The organism is Streptomyces sp. NPDC048057 (genome assembly GCF_040653095.1).
In the GTDB taxonomy this organism is placed as follows: Bacteria; Actinomycetota; Actinomycetes; order Streptomycetales; family Streptomycetaceae; genus Streptomyces.
In genome coordinates, this window is record NZ_JBEZNF010000014.1 from 62540 (window position 1) to 82061 (window position 19522).

A 19522-nucleotide genomic window follows, 5' to 3' on the forward strand; every position below is an offset into this window, starting at 1 on the left:
CTCTTTGTCGGCGCCTCGGTGCGACTTTGTCGACTCGGTTAGAGCCAGTCATAAAAACACAAAGTCATATGAAAGAGGTGGGCGGGATGAAGGCCGTCACACAGAGGGCCGCCGCGGGCGCGGCGGCCACCGCGCTGATCGCAGGGCTGGCCGGCTGCTCCCTCGTGGGTCAGGGCGACAAGGAGAAGACGCCACCGGCCAAGGAGGGCCCCGCGCCCAAGGCCGCCCCACGGATGATCGGCGACGGCTCGACCTCGTTCACCGGGGCCCAGCCCAAGCAGCTCAAGCCCAAGCGGTTGAAGCCCGGGCAGAAGCCGCCGCAATTCGTCGTGTTCTCGTGGGACGGTGCTGGCGAGGACAGTCAGAAACTCTTCTCCCACTTCCGCGACGTCGGCAGGAAGTACGACATGACGATGACGTACTTCCTGAGCGGGGTGTATCTCCTGCCTGAGGAGAAAGGTTCCCTCTATCTACCGCCGAAGCATGACGCGGGACGTTCCGACATCGGTTTCAATGACGTCCAGGGCATCAAGGACACCGTGCGGGAGCTGCGCGGCGCCTGGCTTGAGGGCAATGAGGTCGGCACCCACTTCAACGGGCACTTCTGCGGCCCGGAAGGGGGCGGCGACACGTGGTCGGTGGAGGAGTGGAAGAGCGAGATCAAACAGGCCAAGGCGTTCGTGAAGAACTGGAAGACGAACTCCGGCCTCAGCGATGTCGAGGCGCTCCCCTTCGACTACGACAAGGAACTCATCGGCGCCCGCACCCCCTGCCTTGAGGGCCGCAAGAACTTCGTGAAGGCCGCCAGCGAGCTGGGCTTCCGCTACGACACCAGCGGCATCAACGACCAGATCTGGCCGGAGAAGGAGCTGGGCGTCTGGGACCTCGGCCTCCAGATGGTGCCCTTCCCCGGGCGCGGCTTCGAGACCCTGTCCATGGACTACAACTTCATGGTCAACCAGTCCGGGACGGTCAAGGGCGACCCCGCCCAGCACGAGTACTGGGGCCGGCAGATGCGCGACGGCCTCGTCCAGGCGTTCGACCGTGCGTACAACGGCAACCGCGCCCCGCTGATCATCGGCAACCACTTCGAGTCCTGGAACGGCGGCACGTACATGCGCGCCATCGAGGACACCATCGCCACCGTGTGCGTGAAGAAGGACGTGCAGTGCCTGTCCTTCAAGCAGCTCGTCGACTGGCTCGACGCGCAGGACCCGAAGGTGGTCGCGAAGCTGCGGAACCTCAAGGTCGGCGAGGCGCCGGCGGAGGGGTGGCCGGCTTTCTTGGCCGCGCAGCCGGCGGGTTCGAAGGCGAGCCCCGCCGGAACGGGCGGCGCAGCGGCCGGTCCGGCGCAGGACGCGAAGGCGGGCGGGAGCGGGGAGGGCCCGGCGGACGGCGACGCGGCAGCCGGGGGAAGCGAAGCAGCGGTACGTGAGGACGAGGGCGGGGACGGGAGCGGCGGCGCGTGATGATCGCGGGGCGCCCCGGCACCGAGGTCGTCGGTCGGGGCGCCGTCGGTCGGGGCGCCCCCGGTCGAAGACATTGGTACGGAAGGCGGCGGTCGCTTCGGCCGTGAGGGCTTGGGGTGTGAGGGCTTCGGTCGTGGGGGCGCCGGGCCCGCCGATCCGTTCGGCGGGCCCGTGGCCCCTGGCACCACATCCGCGGTCAGGCCGGCAGCGGCGAGCCCGCGCCCACCGCCTGTTCTCCGAGGACGAAGGCGGGGTCGACCTGGGCCGCCAGGTCGGCGCCCGTCTTCGCGTTCCCCCAACTCTCCGCGTTCTTCAGGTGGAAGTGCACCATCTGACTGGTGTAGCGGGCCCAGTCGCGCTGCGCGTACATCGCCGCGGCGGTGCGCTCCAGGACCTCCAGGGACGCGCGGTTGTCCGCCTCCAGCAGGTCGAAGCGCTGCGGGCGCCCCTTCTCCATCGCACGCACCCAGTCGGAGTGCCCGAACGTCACGAGCAGGTCGTCCCCGACCTCGGAGCGCAGGAAGTCGAGGTCGTCCTGACCCTGGACCTTGTTGCCGACGACCTTCAGCGCGACTCCGAAGTCCCGTGCGTACTCCTTGTACTGGCGGTACACGGAGACCCCCTTGCGCGTCGGCTCGGCCACCAGGAACGTCATGTCGAACCGGGTGAACATCCCGGAGGCGAACGAGTCCGAGCCCGCGGTCATGTCCACCACGACGTACTCGTCCGCCCCGTCGACCAGGTGGTTCAGACACAGCTCCACCGCGCCGACCTTGGAGTGGTAGCAGGCCACGCCCAGGTCCGACTCGGTGAAGGGGCCGGTCGCCATCAGTCGGACCTCTCCGCCGTCGAGCCGGACCGTACGGGCGCAGGCGTCGTAGACGGGGTTGTCCTCGCGCACGCGCAGCAGTCGTGAACCCTCGCCGGGAGGTGTGGTCTTGATCATGGTTTCGACCGAGGTGATCCGGGGGTTGGCGCCCCGCAGATGGTCCTTGATCAATGGCAGGTGCGCGCCCATCGCGGGTAGCGCGGCGGCCTGTTCGTCATCGAGCCCCAGCGCTGCGGCCAGGTGCTGATTGATGTCCGCGTCCACCGCGATGACGGCGGACTCGCCAGCGGCCAGATGGCGGATGAAGAGCGAGGACAGCGTGGTCTTCCCGCTGCCGCCCTTCCCTACGAAAGCGATCTTCATGTTCACCTAGGGTAGCCGCACGGTTGCCTGTTGTTGTCAAGCTGTATGGGGAAGACCACTCGAAGGAGGGGCGTGCGCCGTGGGCGCGTAGCCTCCATGTCTATGAGCACGAATGCCATGCCCGCCTCCTCGACCGACCCGCTGGCGGCCCTCGGTGCGCTGTCGGGCGTCGCCGGTTCCGTGGGTGCCGTGCGCACGTCGATCGACCGGGTCTACGGGCACCGGATCATGCGGCGGCGCAGCAACGAGGTCACGTCGGAGGCGGCGCTGCGCGGGGCGCGCGGCTCGGCCGCCCTCGCCGGCGCCGACTGGGCGCTGGAGGAGGTCCGCAGGCGCACCGACTTCGGTGCGGACCCGCAGGCCCTCGCGGTCGGTGCGGCCCTGCGGCTGACCGCCGAGGCGGGGCAACTGCTGTCCGTGTGGCGGCAGTCGCCGCTGCGGGTGTTGGCCCGGCTGCACCTGGTCGCGGCCAGCGGGGGCGCGGCCGACGAGACCGTGGGCCGTCCGCGGCTGGCGGGCGAATCGGTCGACGAGCCCCTGATCGACGCTCCGCTGCCGGACGCCGACGAGGTCAACGGTCGACTGGAGGGGCTGGCGGAGCTGATCGTGGCCGGCACTTCGGCCCCGGCGCTGGTGAGCGCGGCTGTCGTGCACGGCGAACTGCTCGCGCTGCGGCCCTTCGGCTCGTCCAACGGCCTGGTGGCGCGGGCCGCCGAACGGATCGTGCTGATCGGCAGCGGGCTGGACCCCAAGGCCATCTGCCCGGCCGAGGTCGGGCACGCGGAGCAGGGGGCGGACGCGTACGTCACCGCCTTCGACGGCTATCTGTCGGGGACGTCGGAGGGCATGGCGGCCTGGATCGCGTACTGCGGACGCTCGGTGGAACTGGGTGCGCGCGAGTCGACGGCGGTCTGCGAGGCGCTCCAGCGCGGTGCCGCCTGACGGCTCCTTCGCTTACGGGTCCCCTTCGGGGGCGCATACGCGGCACTCGGGAATTCCTGCCCGGAACAAGGTTGCGGCGGTACCGGTTCTGGTACCGCCGCTGGCATGTCCGCCGAGTTACCAAGCGTCCTCGATGATGTGCCCATCAGGCCGGGTACTGCTGCCCTCGCCTGGTGCGGCTGGCCCGTATTCGACGGGTCGACGTCGCGTGGGTGCCCGGTTTTCATGCTCGGTCCGTGGGGCCTTCATGCGTGTTGAGGTGATCCTTTCGGATGTCCTTGGTCTCGCGGGCCGTTGAATCCTTTGTACTCCAGCGCGGGGTGAAGCGGAACCCCTCGCCACACTTCTTTACTTTTGACTTCAAATACGGGCAAACCGGTCGAGGGCTTGGGTGGACTGGGTGATTACTTGGGCCGCGGCTGCCTGGGCCGCGCTCCTGCGGCGGCTGGCGTACCAGACGAGCCCGGCGGTCGCCGCCGCGGCGCCCACCGCGGCTGCCGCCACCAGCGCGGGGCGCGGCGGCATGGAGAACGCGGGCAACCGCTGCTTGAGTCGGACCGGTCGATTGAAGACCAGAATCGGCCAGTCCCGAGCGGTCGCTTCCCGGCGCAGCCCCCGGTCCGGATTCACCGCATAGGGGTGGCCGACGGACTCCAGCATCGGAACGTCGGTGACGGAGTCGCTGTAGGCGTAACAGCGGGAGAGGTCGTATCCCTCCGACTCGGCGAGTTCGCGGATGGCCTCCGCCTTCGTCGGGCCGTAGGCGTAGTACTCCACTTCGCCGGTGAAGCAGCCGTCGTCGCCGACCACCATCCGGGTCGCGACGACCCGGTCGGCCCCCAGCAGCTCGCCGATCGGCTCGACGACCTCGGCGCCCGAGGTGGACACGATGACGACGTCGCGGCCGGCGGTGTGGTGCTCCTCGATGAGGGAGGCCGCCTCGTCGTAGATGATGGGGTCGATCAAGTCGTGAAGGGTCTCGGCGACGATCTCCTTCACCTGCTGGACGTTCCAGCCCTTGCACAGGGCCGAGAGGTACTCGCGCATCCTCTCCATCTGGTCGTGGTCGGCGCCGCCCGCGAGAAAGACGAACTGGGCATAGGCGGTCCGCAGCACGGCCCGCCGGTTGATCAGGCCGCCTTGGTAGAAGGACTTGCTGAAGGTCAGCGTCGAAGACTTCGCAATGACCGTCTTGTCCAGGTCAAAGAACGCGGCTGTGCGAGGCAAGGAGTGGTTTTCCACGAGTTGAGCATAGGTGCCCGCCATTCGGCGTACTGCTCGGGCGTGTGGGTTTGCCTGAGAAGGCTCTCGGGTACACCATGGAAGTCACGGATCGTTCGCGACCGTGCTAACCCGGACCGGCTCCTCCCCCCCCGAGCCGGCCGGAGAGACGACCCCCGCTCTCCCCCCCGGCGGGGGTCGTCGCATGTCCGGGCGGGTGTTCCGCCCCGTGTCGAGATCCACTTCGCCCTCCCCCTCCCGAGCGACTTCGATCCGCGACCGCTCGATGCCACTCTGCATCGTCACCGTGCGTAGCGGAAGGGGTGCGTAGCGGGAGTCACTGGTATGGGGGACCGAGATATTCACAAGTGGTGAGTTGTCCACAGTTTTTCGGCATGATCCACACGATTTTCGGGGGTGCTGCACGGTGAATCCACCCGCGTAGTTCGCGGCGTCTGGAATCACCGATCTCGCTATCGAAGCGGGTCGCAGCAATCAAGGGGTGGACATCGTGGCTGGATCTATCACATCGCACCGGGACCCGGTCCTCGAAGGGCGGCGGGACGGCCCTCTGATCGTCACCGAGGACATGGAGCTGCTCGACGATCTGCTGCGGCTGTGCGCCGCCGCCGGAGCCGAGCCGGACGTGCACCACCGGATGCCCGAGCGCCGGGGAAGCTGGGAGGCCGCTCCCCTCGTCCTCGTCGGCGACGACGCGGCGGTGCACTGCCGGGGTGCCACGCGCCGGCGCGGGGTGCTGCTCGTCGGCCGGGAGCAGGACGACCCCGCCGTGTGGCGGTACGCGGTCGAGATCGGGGCCGATTCCGTGCTGCGCCTGCCCGATGCGGAGGGCTGGCTCGTCGACCGCATCGCCGACGTGGTCGAAGGGGTCGGGGAGCAGGCGCTGACCGTCGGAGTCATCGGCGGGCGGGGCGGTGCGGGCGCGTCCACCTTGGCCTGCGCCCTCGCCGTCACCGCCGCGCGGGGCGGCCGGCGCACCATGCTCGTCGACGGCGATCCCCTCGGCGGAGGCATCGACGTGCTGCTCGGTGGCGAGCGCGCCGAAGGACGGCGGTGGCCGGATTTCGTCGGTTCCAAGGGGCGGGTGGCCGGGGGCGCCCTGGAGGAGTCCCTGCCGGAGCTGCACCGGCTCCGGGTCCTCAGCTGGGACCGCGGTGACTCCGTTGTGGTCCCGCCGCCGGCCATGAAGTCCGTGCTGGCCGCGGCCCGTCGCCGCGGTGGAGTGGTCGTGGTCGATCTGCCGCGCCGCTTCGACGAGGGCGCGGTGGAGGTGCTGGCCCAGCTGGACCTCGGGCTGCTGGTCGTCCCCGGCGAGCTGCGCGCGGTCGCCGCGGCCAACCGGGTCGCCTCGCTGGCCGGGATGATCCTCAAGGACCTGCGGGTGATCACCCGCGGTCCGTACGCCACCGGGCTCGACGAGCAGTGGATCGCGACCTCCCTCGGGCTGCCCCTCGCCGGTGAGCTGCCCTGGGAGGCCGGGCTTCCGTACGTCTTGGACGCCGGAGCGCCCCCGGGTGGCACGGCCGGCCCCCTCGCCCGCTTCTGCACCGCCTTCTGGGACCGTGCGCTGGCAGAGGACGCGGTCTCATGAGCACGGGACTGCTGGAAGCCGTGCGACGGCGCCTCGCGGAGAGCGGGGCGGACCCGACCCCGGCCCGGGTCGCGGTCGCCCTGCGGGCGCAGGAGCGGCTGCTGGGCGATGCGGAGGTCCTCGGCGGCACGGAGTCCCTGCGGTGCGAGCTGGTGGGCACCGGCCCCCTGGAGCCGCTGCTGGCCGACCCCGATGTGACGGACGTGCTGGTGTCGTCGCCCGACCGGGTGTGGGTGGACCGGGGGCGAGGTCTGGAGCTGTCCGACGTCACCTTCGCCGACAAGGGATCGGTGCGCCGACTGGCCCAGCGTCTCGCCGCGGTGGCCGGCCGACGGCTGGACGACGCCCGGCCGTGGGTCGACGCCCGACTGCCCGACGGCACCCGGATGCACGCCGTGATCCCTCCGGTGGCCGTCGACTCGACCTTCCTGTCGCTGCGGGTGGTGCGGCCCCGGGCGTTCTCCGTCGCGGAACTGGTCGCGGCGGGCACCGTGCCGCCCGGCGGGGACCGGATCCTGCGGGCCCTGGTCGACGCCCGGCTGTCGTTCCTGATCAGCGGCGGCACCGGGACCGGCAAGACGACCCTCCTGTCGACACTGCTCGGCCTCGTGGGGCAGCACGAACGGATCGTCGTGGCGGAGGACTCCTCGGAGCTGAGGCCCGACCATCCGCACGTGGTGCGCCTGGAGTCCCGCCCGCCCAATCAGGAAGGCGCCGGCCGGGTCACCCTGCGGGACCTGGTGCGCCAGGCGCTGCGAATGCGCCCGGACCGGCTCGTCGTCGGCGAGGTCCGTGGCGAGGAGGTCGCGGACATGCTGGCAGCGCTCAACACCGGGCACGACGGCGGCTGCGGCACGGTCCATGCGAACGCCGCGGCGGACGTCCCGGCCCGGCTCGAAGCCCTCGGGACCGCCGCCGGGCTTGACCGCGCTGCCCTCCACAGCCAGTTGGCCGCGGCCCTCGCGATGGTGATTCATCTCGCCCGGGACCGGGACGGCCGGCGGCGCATCGCCGAGGTGCACGTCCTGGAGCGCGACCGGGCCGGGTTCGTGGTGACCGTGCCCGCGCTGCGCCGCAGCAAGGACGCCTTCACCCAGGAGCGGGGTTGGGCACGGCTGCGGTCGCTGATCGGGGACGGGTCATGAGGGCCCTGGAGCCGGCGCACGCGGCGGCCCTGTGCGCGGGGGCGGCAGCCCTGCTGCTGGCGGACGGTCGAAGCCGGGCCGCGGCGCGGGCGCGGCTGGTGCTCGCCGGCGGCGGTGCCGCGAAGACGCCGCCGAGGTGGTCGTGGCGGCGACTTGGGCTGGTGGCCCGGGTGGGGCGGGAGTGGTGGTGCGTCCCGGTGGCGGTGCTGCTCGCGGTCGTCGGCCGGTCCCTGCTGCCGCTGGTCGCGGGCGCGGTGGCGATCCCATTGGTGCGTCGGCGGCTGCGTGGGCGCGCTGAGGCACAGGCGCGGGACCGCCGTGCCGACGAGGTCATCGCCCTGTGCGGCTCGGTGGCCGCGGAGTTGCGGGCAGGTCTCCAGCCGGGGCAGGCGCTGGTGCATGCCGCGGGAGCGGGTCGGGCGCTGGGGGAGGCCGAGCCGGCGGTCGTGGCCGCGGCCCGCTTCGGGGGCGACGTCCCGGCCGCCCTGCGGTACGCGGCCGGGGAGCCGGGCGCGGAAGGACTTGCCGGCGTCGCAGCCTGCTGGAGCGTGGCCGTCGACGGAGGAGCGGGCCTGGCGGCCGGCCTGGACCGCCTGGAAGCCGCTCTGCGGGCCGAACGGGAGCAGGAGGAGGATCTGCGCGCCCAACTGGCCGGCGCGCGCTCCACGGCCGTCCTGCTGGCTCTCCTGCCGGTCGCGGCCCTGGGTATCGGCACAGCCGTCGGAGCCGATCCCTTACGCGTCCTGCTGCACACCCCCGCGGGCCTGTTGTGCCTCCTGGGTGGCGCCGCGCTGGAGACGGCCGGGATCTGTTGGGCCGCCCGGATCGTGCGGGGCGCGCGGAAGGGGCAGCCGTGAGCAGCACGGTGCGCCTGTGTTCCGTGGCCGTCCCGCTCCTGTTGGCCGCCCATGCCCTCGCCCTCCTCGTCGCCCACCGGAGGGAGCGCCGGGCGCGGCTGCGCATCGAGGAACTGCGGAAGGAGGCGCCCGTCCGACGCCGCCCGCGGCTTCCCCACCGGTCGTTGGCCGGGCGCTGGGCCCCGCCGCTGGGGGCGCTGCTCCTGGGGTACGTCCTCGTGGACGGAGCGCTCGGCTGTGTCATCGGGCTGGTAGCCGCCGGAGCCGTGCACCGCTGGCAACGCACCCGCGTGACGGCCGAAGTTCCCGAGCGCGACGCCGTGGCGGGCCGCCAGCTTCCGCTCGCCGCCGATCTGTTGGCGGCCTGTGCCTCGGCGGGGGCGGGGCCGCGCGAGGCGGCGGCAGCGGTCGGGGAGTCCCTGCCCGGGCCGGTCGGCGAGCGGCTGATACGGACGGCGGCCGAGCTCCGGCTCGGCGGCGAACCGTCCCAGGCGTGGGGTGGGTTCGCCACCGTCCCGGGCGCGACGGAGCTGGCCCGCTGCTTGGCGCGGGCGGACTCCACCGGCGCCCCCGCCGCGGAGTCGATCTCCCGGCTGGCGCACCGACTCCGTGCCGCGCGCACCCGAACGGCGGTCGCCGGTGCCCGCAAGGCCCAGGTCCTGATCACCGCGCCGGTGGGGCTGTGCTTCCTGCCCGCGTTCCTGGTGGTCGGCGTGGCCCCGGTCGTCCTCGGCCTGGCCACCGGCCTTCTGAACCGCGGCTGACCCCGCTCCCGTCCACAACCGACCCAGCTCACGTCAGGAGTTCGACATGATCAACGCAGTCCGTCGTCGGCTGTTCCCGCGCATGCGCGGCGACAGTGGCATGACGACGTCCGAGTACGCCATGGGGACCGTCGTTATCTTGGGTGCCTCAAGACCTTCTGTTACGTGAGGCAAGTACAGTAGATTCCAACTTGCCTTAACGATATCCAAGGGGTGTTAGGCACGTTGGTCACGTCTACTGTGCTGGACCGGAGCTTCCGGGCAGAGCGGGCAATCTCCGCCGATGGGACGGCCTACTGGGTCGTGGTGAACGAGTCCTTCGAACTCCATGTCGAGGGGTGCGCCTATCTGGCGGGCCTCCGGGGTGCGGGGCGCTCGTACAACACCGAGCGGACCTATTCGGGACGGATTGCCCTGTATCTGTCGTACTGCGCGGAGAAAGGCATCGACTGGTCCTGCCCGTCGTTCTCCCAGTTGCTGGCGATGATGCGGTGGCTGGTCGATGAGCCGTTGCCGTCGCGCCGCCGTCGGCCGGGGGGCGAGCCGAGGTACCGGAGCGAGGGCACGGCCAACGCGATCATGGGCACCATCGGCGAGTTCCTGGCCTGGTGTTCACTCCAGGGCTGGGTGCCGCCGACGATCGTGAGCCAGCTCGTCCAGCCGAAGTTCCTCCGGTTCACGCCGCCCGGGTTCGACGCGGGCGAGGAGGGCCAGCACCTGACGGTGCAGGCCAGGACGATCAAGTACCGCGTCGCGGTGCCGGGCTACGAGTGGCTGTCGGACGAGGAGATCGGGCACCTGCTCGATCTCACGGCCCATGCCCGTGACCGGTTCCTGATCGCGCTCCTGGCGGTGACCGGGATGCGGATCGGGGAGGCTCTGGGGCTGCGGCGGGAGGACATGCACTTCCTGCCCGACTCCTCCTCGCTCGGCTGCAAGGTCGCGGGGCCGCATGTGCATGTGCGGCGCCGCCGGAACACCAACGGCGCGTACGCCAAGTCGCCTTTCCCCCGGTGGATACCGGTCGCGGCCGACACGGTGGCCCTGTACGCGGACTACCAGTACGAGCGGGACGCGGTCGAGGCGGCGGCGGACTGCGACATGGTCTTCGTGAACCTCTTCCGGGCCCCGCTGGGCGAGGCGATGAAGTACCCGAGCACGTACGAGCTGTTCACCCGGCTCGCCAGGCGGGCGGGCTTCCACGCCCGGCCGCACATGCTCCGGCACTCCGCGATCACACGCTGGATTCGTGAGGGTACGGACCGGGACGTGGTGCAGAACATGGCGGGCCATCAGTCGCCCCACTCCATGGACCGGTACACCCACGCCACAGACCAGGAACTGCGCGACGCCGTGGAGAAGATGGCGGCTCTGAAGAAGGCGGACCGTCCGTGACGGCGAGGGGGAACATCGTCCCGCTGCACGCGGAGGGCACCGGCGCCCAGATGGCGCCCGCGGTGCGGGAGGAGTGGGCCGGATGGCTGGCCGAGCGCATCGATCCCGCCTGGCGGCCCGGGGAGTGGGACGGCGGAACGCGTCTGTTCACGGGGGACGTGGAACACCGGGGGACGGTGGTCTACCGGTGCCAGACGGCTGCCTGTGAGGGGCTGTGCCGGGCCCGGGGCCTGTGCGCGACCTGCGAGAAGGCGTGGCGGGTCAGCGATCTGCCCGCGAAGGAGTTCCGGGCCCTCTACGTGCCGGACCGCAACCGGGTCATCGACGGGGAACGCACCCGGTGCCGGGTGGGCGAGTGCCCGCGGGAGACGACCCTGTGGGGGCTGTGCAACGCGCATTCCTCGCTGTGGCGCGAGGCCATGGACCGCTCGCAGGAGTCCAGCCTGGAGGAGTGGATCGCACGCCAGGAGCCCTACAGCCCGGCTCCGGCGTGTCTGGTGCCGGCCTGCCGGTACGACGCGCGGGCGCCGAGAGGGCTGTGCTCGGTGCACACGAAGCGGTGGAAGCACCACCTGGAGGCACATCCCGGGACACCGGATACGGTTCCGCCGCAGTGGGCCGAGAGCCAGGCGCCGTTCCTCAACATCCACCAGTTCTCCCTCGCGCCCCTGCACCCGGTGGCGCGGGCGGAAGTCCTCTACGCGCTCCAGCAGCGGGACGCCCGGGGGCAGAAAATCGATCCGGTCGCGGTCCGGCAGGCGGTCGCCCATCTGGGCGAGGAGGTGGAGACCTTCACCGCGGACGGCGCCGGGCGGCTTCCGCGGCCGTCCCAGTCGAACGTGGACTCCCTGATCCGGGAGACCCGCCGCGTCGTGACGGCCGCGTTCGACCGGTTCAAGGGCATGGACCCCGCCGACCGGCTGGTCCTGGACCTGTCCGAACTCGGCGTGCGGGGCACTCACGGGAAGCCGACGCACCGGCCCATCGCGCTGGATGTCAGCGAGATCCGCCAGCCGTGGCTTCGGCAGCTCATGGTGAGCTGGATCACCGAAATGAAGCCGACGACGTCCGAGGTGAACCGGGGCAACCGGGCGTGCTCGGCTGCCGGGCGGGCGCTGGACATGCGGCCCGGGGGCGGCATGGACCCGGCCGCGCTGACCTTCGCCGACATGAACGCCGTAGTGGAAACGTTCCGCCATCTGCCCAAGCTCGACGGCGAGCCCATGTCGTCCACCCACCGCAGCGGCCTGCTGTCGTCCTTCTTCAAGGTCCTCGACTACGGGCGGGCCGCCGGCCATCTGGACGGGATGTCGGCCAGCTTCGCCCGGCACAGCACCCACACGATCAAGCGGGATGTGCCCGACGACGAAGACGCGGGCAAGGCCATCCCGGAGTCGGTGGTCGAACAGCTCAACGAGCACACCGACCTCCTCGGCGACGGCATCACCCACGGCCGGATGACCGTCGAACAGATCAAGGCCATGGCGGTGGCCGTGTACGAGCTGCTGCGGGACACCGGGCGGCGCCCGTACGAGATCGCCGAGCTGAAGCTCGACTGCCTGAAGAACAAGGGCGGGGACTGGTTCCTGATCTGGGACAACCGCAAGGCCCGCCGCAATCGGCGTCATCTGCCGGTCGACTCCGACGTGGTGGGCACGGTCCACGCCTGGCTGAAGGTGCGGGAGACGATCGACCTGCCCACCGGCAGTGAGCCGTACCTGTTTCCCCCGGCCGGGGAGAACGGCGCCGCCCGCCACATGGTCTCCGACCAGGTCTGGAACATCATCCGGACGTGGGCCGACGGCATCCCGGTGCTGCTGGCGGAGGAGTTCGGGCCGGACGGCGAGAGGCTGCCGTTCGACCGGTCACTGATCTTCCCGTACGCCTTCCGGCACTCCTACTGCCAGCGCCGCGCGGACGCCGGCATCCTCCCCCCTGTGCTGCGGGTTTTGATGGACCACCGGTCGGAGGCCACGACTCAGGTCTACTACCGGGTGACCGAGAAGCGGAAACGGGAGGCGGTCAACGTGATGCGCCTCTACTCGATGGACCGCAAGGGCAAGCGTACGCCGATGGCGTCGGCCACGACCTATCAGGCGCGTTCGGTGGCGGTGCCGTTCGGGAACTGCACCGAGCCGTCCAACGTCAAGGCGGGCGGCAAGGCGTGCCCGATCCGCTTCCAGTGTGCCGCCTGCCCCTCCTACCGGCCCGATCCGTCCTATCTGCCCGCCATCGATGATCATGTCCTGTCGCTGAAGGCGGACAAGGAGACGGCCGTCATGATGGACGCGGACCCGTTCGTGGTCCGTAATCTGGACGACCAGATCGCGGCCTTCAAGGGAGTGGCCACCACGATGCGGGAACAGATCGAGGACATGGACGAGGACGAGCGCTACGAGGTCGAGGAGGCCGCCAAGGTCCTGCGCAAGGTGCGGGCCGGCGCGGGCGGGCGGACGGTCGCGCTGCCCATGCCCTCCTTCCCGGCGCCCCGGGGCGGGGCCACGGCGTGAGCGAGGCCAGACGGAGCCCCGGCGACGTGCTGCGGGAGGCGAGGCAGCGCGACAGCCAGGCCAAACGCGCCAGGGTCCTGGCGGCCGTGGACGACCTGAAGGCCAAGGGCGAGAAGATCACCTTCCTCGCCGTGGCCCGCGCCGCCGGGGTGTCGAACTGGCTCGTCTACTCCGAGGGCGTCCGCGAGCACATCGAGAAGGCGATGAAGGGCCAGAGCGCCGCCGAGCGCCGCACCCGGCAGTCCGGGAAGACGGCGTCGGCGGCGAGTCTGGCCACCGACCTGGCGCTGGCCCGCGAGGAGAACAAGGCCCTGCGCCAGGAGCGGGACCGCCTCAAGGCGGCCGTCCAGCGCGGCCTGGGGGCCCAGCTCGACCAGTCCGGGACCAAGGAGCTCAACCAGCGGGTCAGCGAGCTTCTGGCGGCCTCCGAACGCCTCGCCGCGGAGCGGGACGAGGCCCGCGGCGAGCGGGACGCCCTGCGGGCGAAACTGGCGGAGACCGAGGAGGACCTGGCCGCGGCCCGGGAAGCGGGCAAGCGGATGCTCCGGCAGATCAACCGCCCCGGGAACCCGTGAGGTCGCCGGGACCGCCGAACGCGGCGGTCCCGGCGGCCCGGTTCAGATCACGGTGTACGGACCCTCGGGGGCGGACGCCTCGGCGAGCTGGGCCTCCAGTTCGGCGATCCGCCGGGACAGGTCGTTGTTCGCGCCCTGGAGACGGGTGACCTCCTGTCCGAGCTGGCCCACTCCGCTCACGGTCTGGATGCATCCGTCCACGGCCGAGGCCATCTCCTGGTATGCCTGCGGGGCGATGCCGTTGACGTTCTGGGCCTCGTAGGAGCACGAGCGCCGCATGTCGTCCATGGCGGAGATGGCGACCCGGGAGGAGTACATGGCGTCGCGGGCCCCGAACTCGTCGCCCTGGCCCTTGAGGCTGAACCGGGTGACGCTCGTCCCCCGGCGGCGGGGGTCCTGGGAGGGGAGGAACCGCTCCAGCCGGTGCCCCAGGTGGTCGGCGGCGACCCGGGCCTGGCGCACGGCCTTCTGGAGACGGCCGCCCCGGGGGATGCCGACGCCGTCCGAGATGTCCTGGTAGGAGACTTCGCGGCCCGCGTTGTGCTTCAGCCACAGCAGCACCTCGGCAGTGTCCTGCTCCAGCTGGCTCGGACTCCTGGGGTCGTTCTTCACACTCATCCCAGTTTCTCGCTCTCGTCCAGGAAGGCCCGCAGTGCGTCGTCGTTGAGGGCCGTGGACCCGGCCGTCGCCAGATCGCGGATGAACGCGATGGCCGCCTCCGACGCCTCGCACAGGCCGACCAGCGCCGAACTCCGGTCGGCGGAGAAGTTGACGGAGTGCTGCTGGAGCAGGGACAGGGCCTTGAGCGTCCCCAGGCGGACCGCGGTCAGCTCGGTGAAGACCTGCATGGCCACATCGCTCTCGGACCGGCGGCGGGACGTGCTGCGGACCGCTTCCTCGATCTCCGCCCGCTCGTCCCCCGCACCGGCCCCGGGGGCGTCGTCGTGGTCGTGTTCGCGTTCCTGCCCGGCCCGGCGGGCCGCGTACCGGTCGGCGTGGTCCGCCTCCTCCTGGCGGCGGTTGAACTCGTCGATGCCCTCCTGGGCGGCCGTGCGGGTGGTGGCGTCGACCACCACGGCCGTCTTGACCGCGGACGGGTGCTGGGCCACGTAGACCGGCCCGTTCGGGCTCACCCCCGCCCGCTCGGCCTCCGCCTCGATGGCCTGCCGCCGTTCGCCGGGACCCATGCGGGCCTCGTAGCTGCGGTAGTAGCCCTTCTCCCCGAAGAACGGCACCTCGTCCTCGTCCGGCAGCTCGACGTGTCCGCCCGGCGCCAGGTCGGCCGCGGAGTCCACGATGCCGTCGGCAGCCGCCCGCTCCCACGCCTGGTAGAAGGCCATGATCCGCTTGGCGCTGCTGTTCGACCGGCGGGCGAACTCGCGGGCGCTGATGCGGCGGAAAGTGTTTCGGTCGAAACGCTTCGTGGACTCCTGTTCGAAGCCGACTCCGCTGCCTTCGTGGGGCTCGACGCGGCGGGCGATGAGGAGGGCCCGTGCCCAGCCGCCCTTGCGGTCGTGGACCGCGAACTCCTCGATGTCGGCGGCCAGCCACTCCTCGCTGTCCGCCGTCCGGCCCGCGGTCATCAGACGGCCACCGTTTCCCGCAGGCCGGCACGGTCCTCGACGCCCGGCGGGTCCGTGAGGCCGAGCGAGACCCGGGTGAAGGTCGCCAGAATCTCCAGGGTCCCGGCCGCTTCCTCCGCGGCTTCCTGCTGGTCGGCGGCGAACTTGGGCGGCCGGGGATAGCGGTGCATGAAGCCGTTGGCCTGGTCCCGCAGGCGGATGATGTCCCGGACGAAGGCGGTGGCCTTGTCCGTCCGCGGGCGGTCCGGCCCCTTCCCGCTTCCGTCCCCGTCGCGGCGGCGGTTCTCGTTGATGGCCTTCTGCACCGCGTCCCTGAGCTGGGCGTCCTCGGCCACCAGGGCCTGGATGATCTTCTCCCGCTCCGGGGCGTTCTGCTTGAGGGCGTTGAGGTACTCGGACACCGAGGCGTCCCCGTCCCCGGAGGACCCCAGCAGTTCCTTGAGCGGCGGCGTGGTGCCCAGCACCCGCCGGTAGTGGGCCACCGTGAGACGCCCCCGCCCGGCCGCCTCGGCCTCCTCCAGGAGGGACCGGAGCTGGAACCACTCCTCGTCGTGGGGCTTGCCCGCGGCGCCGAGCCGGGCGCCCTCGCGGAGCACGCTGTAGCTGACGTGGACACTGCTGTGGTCCACCAGGTCCCGGACGCCCGGAGTGCACATACGGGCCGTGTGACGGTACTCGCGGGCGGTCTGCGGGCTGAGGCTGATCTCGTCGCAGAACAGGTCCAGCACCCCCTCCTGCCCGGGAGGCGCGACAGCCAGCAGCTTGTCGCCGAGGGCCAGCCGGTTCCTGCGGCCGTCGCCCATCAGCCGACGGCCCTCGCTCACGTCCTGCGTTTGGAAGCTCATCCCCACCTCATCAAGGCCAACTCGATGATCGCGGAGTGTAATCAGATGATCGGTCCGTCAACTTGACTCAACATCACGGCAGTTGGGGGCGGTCGGCGCTGATCAGGGGCCTTGCGCGGAAGCCCCCATAGAAGATCACTCGTTCGGGTGATCTTCCATGGGGCCTGGTCTGCGGGCGCCGGGCGTCCCGGGCCGCTATGCCTTCGGGCCGGCGATTCCGGCGAGGAAGGCGGTGTTGGCGGTGGTGTCGTGGCCGAGGGTGATGCCGTGCCGGGGCAGGGCGGACAGGCGGTGGGTGAGGTCGTCGCGCTGGGCCTTGCCGCCGTCGCCCGGGGCGGGGAGGAGGCCGAAGACATCCGGGTAGCGGTCCTCGGTGCCCTCGGTGAAGAAGTCGTCGGCGGTCAGCTCCCGGCCGTCGTCGACCGCGGCCGGTGCGGCACCGGGGCTGATACGGGGGAAGAGGACGCGGGCGGCCCGCCCTTCGGTGGCCAGGGGCATCCCGAGCCAGGTTTCGAGCTGGTCGGGGAAGAACTGGGGCTTGAGTTCCTTGCCCTTGTCGTTGAACAGCGGGGTGCGGGAGTCCTCGGCGAGGGCGTCGGTGACGCGCTGGTGCTGGGTGGGGTGGAGCTGCTGGCCGGCCAGGGTCCGGTTGCGGACGCCGTCGTAGAGGCCGAGGGCGTCCAGCAGCCCGAGGCCGATGGCGGCAGCCGCGGGCCAGGGCAGCACCCGCAGAGTGCCGTCCTCGGTGTCGGGGCGGATGAAGACGCGGTCGTTGGCCAGCAGGGACCAGCCCGCGCGGGCCAGCAGCAGGCCGGTGGTGGTCTTCCCGGCGCCCTTCCCGCCGAGGGTGAGGACCGTGTCGCCGTCCTTGACGGCGGCGGAGGCGTGGAGGATCTGCCATCCGTCGGCCAGGAGCCTGCCGCGCAGGAGTTCGCGGGCGAGGCGGGCGGCGGCGGTGGCCACCGGGGTGTCCCCGTCCCCGACAGCCCGCAGTCGTCCGGCGGCGGGCTCGTAGCGGAAGGCGAGGCTCTGTCCCGGCTGGGCGGCGGTCACCGTGCCGTCCACCTCGCGCCGGTGGGCCAGCGTCGATCCGGCGTACGGGATCTTCTCGTGCGGCTGGTCGAGGACGACCTCGGTGAGCTGGGCCAGCTCGGCCGGGGCGACATCCGCGGCCACGGCCGGCTCGCCCTGGCGGGCGGGGCCGGTGTCTGCGGTGGCGTTCCACCAGGGGCCGAAGTAGCGGGTGGACCAGCCGGTGACCGCGGACAGGCGGCTGGTGACGGTCACCGTGTGCCCGGCGGCGGTGATGCGGGTGGTGTACGGAGGCTGTTCGGTCATGAAGCGGAGTCCTCTTCGGGTTCGGTGTGATGGCGGATGGTGGTGTGGGCGGCGCGGATCTTGCGGTCCGCGTCGGCGAGGAGGCGTTGTTCGATCGGGTCGAGGCCGGGATCGACCACGGTGGGCACCCCGGCGGTGAACCGCAACGGCATTCCGCGGCAGGCGGTGCGGCCGGGGTTGACGACGGACAGCTCGGTGACGGCGTCTACCAGGCCGAGGGCGGCGGTCAGGGCGACGAGGACGCCCCCGGCCGGTCCGGAGCGGGCCCGGCCCAGGCCCTGGTTGATCCGGCGCGGGCGGGCGGCGAGTTCTTCGTGGACGGTCCGCAGCGGGATCGCGGCGGGGAGCCCGCCGACGCGGGTGGCCGCCGCGCAGACGACGGCGGCGTCCCCGTGCTCGCCGACCACCCGGCCCTCCACCGATTCGACGGGCACGGTGAGGAGGCGGGCGAGGGTGAGGCGGTAGCGGGCGCTGTCGGTCGCGGAGCCGACGCCGTAGACCCGCCCGGCGCCGGAGACGCTGGCGAACAGCCAGGTCATCACGTCGACGGGGTTGGTGACGACGATCACCGTGCCGGTGTATCCGGCGAAGGCGCGGCCGATCCCGGCGATCACGGGTGCGTTCGCCGCCAGCCCGGCCATCCGCACGTCGCGGACCGCGCCGTTGGTGAAGGAGGCCCGGGGACAGACCACCACGGCGTCGCAGCCGCGCAGGTCGGGCAGATCAGCGGCCTGGGGGCGGGCGGGTGAGGAGATGACCTGGGCCATGTCCTCGAGATCGGTGACGAGCGCGCGGGCGGACTCCTCGGTGCCGGAGGTGACCAGCAGCCGTTCGCACCAGCCGGCTGCCGTGAGCAGAGTGCCGACCGTGTGGCCGACGGCCCCGGCGCCGATGATCCCCACGGAGGGGACGCGGGCGGTCACCGGGACGCCGCCCTGACCACGTTCCCCAGGGCCATCTGCCACACCACCCGGCCGTCCTCCTGGGAGGCCAGGGCGGCGGAGGTCTCCTCCAGCAGCACGGCGACCGCCCCGGCCCGCTCCGTGACCGTTCGGGCGTGGTCGGGCAGAGGAAGCCCTTCCGGGGAGGTGAGGTAGGTGGTGAGGATGTTGACGGTGTCCATCAGCCACAGGGTCACGATCTGCCGCAACCACACCTTCCGGCCGTCCGGGCCGAGCCGCCGGATCACGGTCTCGGCGTAGGCGTCGATCCCGTCCGCCACCCGCCGCACCCCGGCCCCGTCCGGCGGCTGGGCGATCAGGTGGAGGACGAGCCGGGAGACCAGCTTGGCCATGTCGGTGGCCGGGTGCCCCAGCGACAGGCCCGGGTCGAGGAACACCGGACGGCCACCAGCCTCGTCGGGGAAGAGGGCGTGCTCGGGCTTGAGGTCCCCGAAGATCACCCGCCGGGCCGAGTGGGCGGCGTTCGGCCGCATCCGCCCCAGCCGGGCGACCACCCGCTCCAGCACCGGGGCGAGAGGCCCGCACAGGGCCAGATAGGAGGAGGCCGAAAGGCCGTTGAACTTCCGGCCGAACGTCGCGGCGACCGACCGCTCCGGGATCGCCGCCGCGGTGGCCAGCGCCCGCGCGTCCGGCTCCCCGAGCACCTCAAGTTCCCCGGTCACCGCGGCCAGGAGGTCGGCCGTCCGCTCAGGGCGCTTGACGATCAGGTCGGCCAGCGTCGGCCCGGTGACCGGCTCGGTGAACAGCACCCCGTCCGCGTAACCCGCGATCCTGGGCGCTTTGAGCCCGGCAGTGTGCAGGATGCCGTACTGGATCGTCTCCCGCTCCAGCAACCCGCCCGGGGTGGCGGTGTAGGCGGCCTGGCGGGCCTTGACCTGCGGCCAGTCGCCGCAGGCGCCCCGCAGGACGGAGACGAGGGAGACGCCGAGCACGGAGACCTTGGCGAACAGCGGGCGGCCGTCCACCTCGATCCTTCGGACGTACGCGGTCACGGACGGGACGTGCGGGCCGGGTCGGACGGGCGAGCCGGGCCACAGCCCGGCGGCGGTGTGCTCGATCCAGCCGCTGGCGTGTGCCAGGACCTCGGCGGGGGTCGGCAGGGATGAGTCCAC

Annotated in this window: 18 protein-coding genes; 10 read left to right on the plus strand and 8 right to left on the minus strand. The window is 71.7% G+C overall.

Features of this window, described 5'->3' with window-relative positions; genetic code table 11:
- The first annotated feature begins 86 nt into the window (after positions 1–86).
- The gene (locus tag AB0E05_RS18110) at positions 87–1469 is read left to right on the plus strand and encodes a hypothetical protein (protein ID WP_361964441.1); all 1383 of its coding nucleotides are present in this window, start codon (positions 87–89) and stop codon (positions 1467–1469) included.
- A gap of 196 nt (positions 1470–1665) precedes the next feature.
- Here the strand turns inward: AB0E05_RS18110 and AB0E05_RS18115 are convergent, their stop codons facing one another.
- Positions 1666–2661, minus strand: coding sequence for an ATP-binding protein (locus AB0E05_RS18115; RefSeq protein ID WP_361964443.1), 996 nt, complete (start codon positions 2659–2661; stop codon positions 1666–1668).
- A gap of 102 nt (positions 2662–2763) precedes the next feature.
- Between AB0E05_RS18115 and AB0E05_RS18120 the strand changes: the two genes are divergently transcribed.
- The gene (locus AB0E05_RS18120) at positions 2764–3603 is read left to right on the plus strand and encodes an oxidoreductase (RefSeq protein WP_361964445.1); all 840 of its coding nucleotides are present in this window, start codon (positions 2764–2766) and stop codon (positions 3601–3603) included.
- Positions 3604–3963: 360 nt separating this feature from the next.
- On the opposite strand, the gene AB0E05_RS18125 is transcribed toward AB0E05_RS18120, so the two are convergent.
- On the minus strand, positions 3964–4869 hold the full coding sequence (locus AB0E05_RS18125; protein ID WP_361964447.1) for an HAD-IB family hydrolase: 906 nt from the start codon (positions 4867–4869) through the stop codon (positions 3964–3966).
- A gap of 466 nt (positions 4870–5335) precedes the next feature.
- On the opposite strand from AB0E05_RS18125, the gene ssd reads away from it, so the two are divergent.
- The 8 genes from ssd to AB0E05_RS18165 all read left to right on the plus strand — a co-directional run bounded on the left by ssd (position 5336) and on the right by AB0E05_RS18165 (position 13682).
- A complete protein-coding gene (ssd, locus tag AB0E05_RS18130; protein ID WP_361964449.1) occupies positions 5336–6436 on the plus strand; it encodes a septum site-determining protein Ssd in 1101 nt (366 codons plus the stop codon).
- The gene (locus AB0E05_RS18135) at positions 6433–7581 is read left to right on the plus strand and encodes a TadA family conjugal transfer-associated ATPase (RefSeq protein ID WP_361964452.1); all 1149 of its coding nucleotides are present in this window, start codon (positions 6433–6435) and stop codon (positions 7579–7581) included. Before ssd ends, AB0E05_RS18135 begins: the two co-directional genes overlap by 4 nt.
- Complete coding sequence (locus tag AB0E05_RS18140; protein ID WP_361964454.1) at positions 7578–8438, plus strand: type II secretion system F family protein; 861 nt, start codon at positions 7578–7580, stop codon at positions 8436–8438. Before AB0E05_RS18135 ends, AB0E05_RS18140 begins: the two co-directional genes overlap by 4 nt.
- Positions 8435–9202, plus strand: a complete 768-nt coding sequence (locus AB0E05_RS18145) for a type II secretion system F family protein (protein ID WP_361964456.1) — start codon at positions 8435–8437, stop codon at positions 9200–9202. The genes AB0E05_RS18140 and AB0E05_RS18145 overlap by 4 nt, the downstream gene beginning before the upstream one ends.
- A 46-nt stretch (positions 9203–9248) precedes the next feature.
- Positions 9249–9371: a DUF4244 domain-containing protein gene (locus AB0E05_RS18150; RefSeq protein WP_361964458.1), complete on the plus strand. Its 123-nt coding sequence runs from the start codon at positions 9249–9251 to the stop codon at positions 9369–9371.
- Positions 9372–9508: 137 nt separating this feature from the next.
- On the plus strand, positions 9509–10597 hold the full coding sequence (locus AB0E05_RS18155; RefSeq protein ID WP_361964460.1) for a tyrosine-type recombinase/integrase: 1089 nt from the start codon (positions 9509–9511) through the stop codon (positions 10595–10597).
- Positions 10594–13107 carry a tyrosine-type recombinase/integrase gene (locus tag AB0E05_RS18160; protein ID WP_361964462.1) on the plus strand — a complete coding sequence of 838 codons (2514 nt, stop codon included), beginning with the start codon at positions 10594–10596 and terminating at the stop codon, positions 13105–13107. Before AB0E05_RS18155 ends, AB0E05_RS18160 begins: the two co-directional genes overlap by 4 nt.
- On the plus strand, positions 13104–13682 hold the full coding sequence (locus tag AB0E05_RS18165) for a DUF6262 family protein (protein ID WP_361964464.1): 579 nt from the start codon (positions 13104–13106) through the stop codon (positions 13680–13682). The genes AB0E05_RS18160 and AB0E05_RS18165 overlap by 4 nt, the downstream gene beginning before the upstream one ends.
- A 42-nt stretch (positions 13683–13724) precedes the next feature.
- Here AB0E05_RS18165 and AB0E05_RS18170 read toward each other — a convergent pair whose 3' ends face one another.
- The 6 genes from AB0E05_RS18170 to AB0E05_RS18195 all read right to left on the minus strand — a co-directional run bounded on the left by AB0E05_RS18170 (position 13725) and on the right by AB0E05_RS18195 (position 19522).
- Complete coding sequence (locus AB0E05_RS18170; RefSeq protein WP_361964466.1) at positions 13725–14300, minus strand: hypothetical protein; 576 nt, start codon at positions 14298–14300, stop codon at positions 13725–13727.
- On the minus strand, positions 14297–15265 hold the full coding sequence (locus AB0E05_RS18175; protein WP_361964468.1) for a hypothetical protein: 969 nt from the start codon (positions 15263–15265) through the stop codon (positions 14297–14299). Before AB0E05_RS18175 ends, AB0E05_RS18170 begins: the two co-directional genes overlap by 4 nt.
- Positions 15265–16110 carry a hypothetical protein gene (locus AB0E05_RS18180; RefSeq protein ID WP_361964470.1) on the minus strand — a complete coding sequence of 282 codons (846 nt, stop codon included), beginning with the start codon at positions 16108–16110 and terminating at the stop codon, positions 15265–15267. The genes AB0E05_RS18175 and AB0E05_RS18180 overlap by 1 nt, the downstream gene beginning before the upstream one ends.
- 195 nt (positions 16111–16305) lie before the next feature.
- On the minus strand, positions 16306–17448 hold the full coding sequence (locus tag AB0E05_RS18185) for a hypothetical protein (RefSeq protein ID WP_361964473.1): 1143 nt from the start codon (positions 17446–17448) through the stop codon (positions 16306–16308).
- Positions 17445–18371: a lactate dehydrogenase gene (locus tag AB0E05_RS18190; RefSeq protein ID WP_361964474.1), complete on the minus strand. Its 927-nt coding sequence runs from the start codon at positions 18369–18371 to the stop codon at positions 17445–17447. The genes AB0E05_RS18185 and AB0E05_RS18190 overlap by 4 nt, the downstream gene beginning before the upstream one ends.
- The gene (locus tag AB0E05_RS18195; protein WP_361964476.1) at positions 18368–19522 is read right to left on the minus strand and encodes a phosphotransferase; all 1155 of its coding nucleotides are present in this window, start codon (positions 19520–19522) and stop codon (positions 18368–18370) included. Before AB0E05_RS18195 ends, AB0E05_RS18190 begins: the two co-directional genes overlap by 4 nt.